This is a genomic window from Limnothrix sp. PR1529, assembly GCF_002742025.1.
Taxonomy (GTDB): Bacteria; Cyanobacteriota; Cyanobacteriia; order CACIAM-69d; family CACIAM-69d; genus CACIAM-69d.
In genome coordinates this window covers 1-3,236 of the sequence record NZ_LIRO01000041.1, presented here as the reverse complement: position 1 = coordinate 3,236, position 3,236 = coordinate 1, and the positions used below count along the sequence as shown (strand labels likewise).

At 59.8% G+C, this 3,236-nt stretch carries 2 protein-coding genes; both read right to left on the bottom strand.

Annotation, left to right across the window (positions count from 1 at the left end):
- Positions 1-1,844 (bottom strand): DNA polymerase III subunit gamma/tau (locus tag AMR42_RS07000; RefSeq protein ID WP_099532747.1); only part of this gene is annotated, 1,844 nt, incomplete at its 3' end.
- Positions 1,845-2,435: 591 nt separating this feature from the next.
- Positions 2,436-3,236, bottom strand: an 801-nt coding sequence (locus AMR42_RS06990; protein WP_143472971.1) for a tetratricopeptide repeat protein, incomplete at its 5' end; no start/stop codon positions are given.

Genomic DNA, 3,236 nt, shown 5'->3' with positions numbered 1-3,236 from the left:
GTTCCCCTGGGTGGATTTTTTGGGAAGGACGCGGGCGCGCTGGTCTGGGGGGGCATCACCACATTGGCCCGAATCGCAACCGTGACGCTCCGTTGCAGGTGCTGCTGAAAGGCCGTTTCGATCGCCTTGGTGCGGGACTCAAACTTGGCAACCCAACTGGGCGGAATCCCCACGACGGCGTTTTGACCATCAAAGGACAGCAGTTGCCCCATCTGCGACAACATCATCTTGGTGGCCGGGGGTTGCACATGAACCAAGATCGCTTGCCACAGTTGATCCAGCTCCGCAGAAGCGGGAACCGGCGCGATCGGGCTGGGTTCCGGTGCAAAGGTTTCATCGGGCCCAGCGCTGACCGGGGCCGGCTCCGGAGCGGGGGTGGGCATGGGAGCCGGTTGGGGAACAGCGGCCACCGGAGCGATCGCCGCCGGAGTCGTTGTTGTTGCGCTTGGGGGAGTTGCGGTGGGGGTGCTTGTTGCGATCGGGGCCGGAGCCACACCTCCCATGGACTGCAACAAACCGATCAACTGCATCAGCGCGGCCGGATTCGTTTGGGCCCATTGGGTCACGCCTTGGGCAAATTGGGCGATCGCCCCCGAATCTAGCCCCAACTGGGCCAACAGAGTCGAGAGCGGATCGCTCGACGCAGGAACCGCAACGGGTGCGATCGGGGCCGGCACAGGGGCCGGAAGCGAGATCGGGGCGATCGGGCGAGGCGGCATCGGAGCCACCGACCCAACAGCCCCCACCGGAGCCACCGCCCCCGGCAACAGCCCCATCAAAGTCACCTCTAACCACAACCGAGGCTGGGTGGAGTTTTTCAGCAACGATTCGCCGGTTTTGAGGTACTGCTGCCCATGCAAGATCCAGCTCAGTTCCTGACTGCGGGCAAATTCACAGAGTTGCTGCCAAGTTGGCTCCGTCAGGGCCACCAAATCACCCCGATCGGGCGCAGTCTTCGCAATCAGCAGATCTCGATAGAAACTCGCCAAATTTTGCAGCACGATCGTCGGTTCCCGGCCCCGATCCATCAGCCGCCGCAAACAATCCACCGCCCCTTCCGCGTCACCCGCCGCCAAGCTGGACACCAAAGCCAGCAAATCTCGCTCCGGCACAGCCCCCACCAGATCCCAAACGGCCTCCACCGTCACCCCCGTGGGAACCAGGCTCAGTTGATCCAGCAGGCTTTCCGCATCGCGCAAGCCCCCCTGTGCAATTTGGGCCACCAGGGTCAATGCTTCCGGCACAATCTCGATCGACTCCTGTTGGGCGATCGTCCCCAAATGGCTCACCATGTCCACCAGGGGAATCCGCCGAAAGTCAAACCGCTGACAACGAGAAATAATCGTCGGCAAAACCCGCTGCGGATCCGTCGTGGCCAACACAAACACCACATGGGCCGGCGGTTCCTCCAGGGTTTTCAGCAGCGCATTGAACGCCGCGCCCGACAGCATATGCACCTCGTCCAGCACATAAACCTTGTAGCGGCATTGCACCGGGGCAAATTGGGCCCGCTCAATCAGCTCCCGGATGTTGTCAACCCCCGTATTGCTGGCTGCGTCAATTTCCACCACATCCAGCGCCCGCCCCTGCGTAATTTCCACGCAAGTTTGGCAATGGCCGCAGGGTTCCGCTGTGGGCCCCTCGCTGCTCAGGCAGTTGAGCGATTTCGCCAAAATCCGAGCGCTGGAGGTTTTGCCCGTTCCCCGAGGCCCCGCAAACAGGTAAGCCGGCGCAATTCGATTTTGCTGAAGCGCGTTGGTCAGCGTTTGGGCGATCGCCTGTTGGCCCACCAAGTCGGCAAACCGTTGTGGGCGATATTTGTGGTGCAGCGGTTCGTAGGGCATGGCTAGGAGCGGGTCAATGAAGCGACCAGACAGCCATCTTATAAAACAACCGCTGTGAAAATCGCCTCCTGCCAGATTCCGTCCCCTGTGGCAATGGTGGGAGAAGCGACGTTCAACCGCCGACGGTCTCAGGGTTTGGCTTGGGCGCTCTCCTCATCGCTTGACACGAATCGACCCTCGGAGAGCTTGCGGATCGAAGGGCGCATGGCGATGCGCCCCACAAGAATCGATTTTTCCGCGCCGGTAGGGGCGTACAGCAGTACGCCCTCCGCCAGGATTGATCGCCTGAAACGAATCGACCCTCGGAAATCTTGCGGATCGGAGGGCGCATGGCGATGTGGCCCCACACGATTTTCCCGCGCCGGTAGGGGCGTACCGCTGTACGCCCTCCGCCAGGATTGATCGCCTGAACCGAATTGGTTTGCGGAGATCTTGCGTATCGGAGGGCGCATGGCGATGTGGCCCCACAAGAATCGATTTTCCCGCGCCAGGTAGGGGCGTACCGCTGTACGCCCTCCAACCGGGTCGATCGCTTGATACGAATCGACCCTCGGAGATCTTGCGTATCGGAGGGCGCATGGCGATGCGCCCCTACGGGTGGGGTGGGGTGGTGAGTTCTTGCAGGAGGGATTGGGTGAGGGGGTGGTCAGAGAGGTCGGCGGCGCGATCGGCTTGGAGGACGGTTTGCACCAAAACATTTAAGCGCCGGAGGGTTTCTTGAATGTAGAAGTGGTCAGAATTGAAGACATTCTGGAAGGTGTTGAGGGCTGCGAGAAGTGAACTTTCTGCTTCTGAATAACGCCCCAGAGCTAAGTAAATTTGCCCCAAGTTACATTGACTCACGGCAGTCTCGGGATGACTAGCTCCCAAGACTTGCTCTCGAATTGCTAGTGACTGCTGGTAGAGAGGTTCTGCTTCGGTGTAGCGTCCCTGCAGTCGGTAAACGTTTGCCAAGTTATTGAGGCCAGTGGCGGTATAGGGGTGTTCAGCTCCCAGAACTTGCCTATAAATAGCCAATGATCGCCGAAAGAGGGGTTCTGCTTCAGCGTAGCGTTCCTGAAATCGGTAGAGGTTAGCCAAGTCATTGACACTGGTGGCGGTGTCAGGATGGCTTTCTCCCAAGACTTGCTCTCGGGTTGCCAGTGATCGCCGGAAAAGGGGTTCTGCTTCTTCGTAGCGTCCTTGTGATCGGTAGAGGTTGGCCAGGTCGTTGACACTAGTAGCAGTGTCAGGATGGTTTTCTCCCAGGACTTGCTCTCGGGTTGCCAGCGATCGCCGGTAGAGGGGTTCCGCTGCCTCGTAACGTCCCTGGGATTCGTAAAGTTCTGCCAAGTTGTTGAGGCTGGTGGCGATTTCGGGATGGTCCGGCTCGTAGCACTTGCTCATCGATTT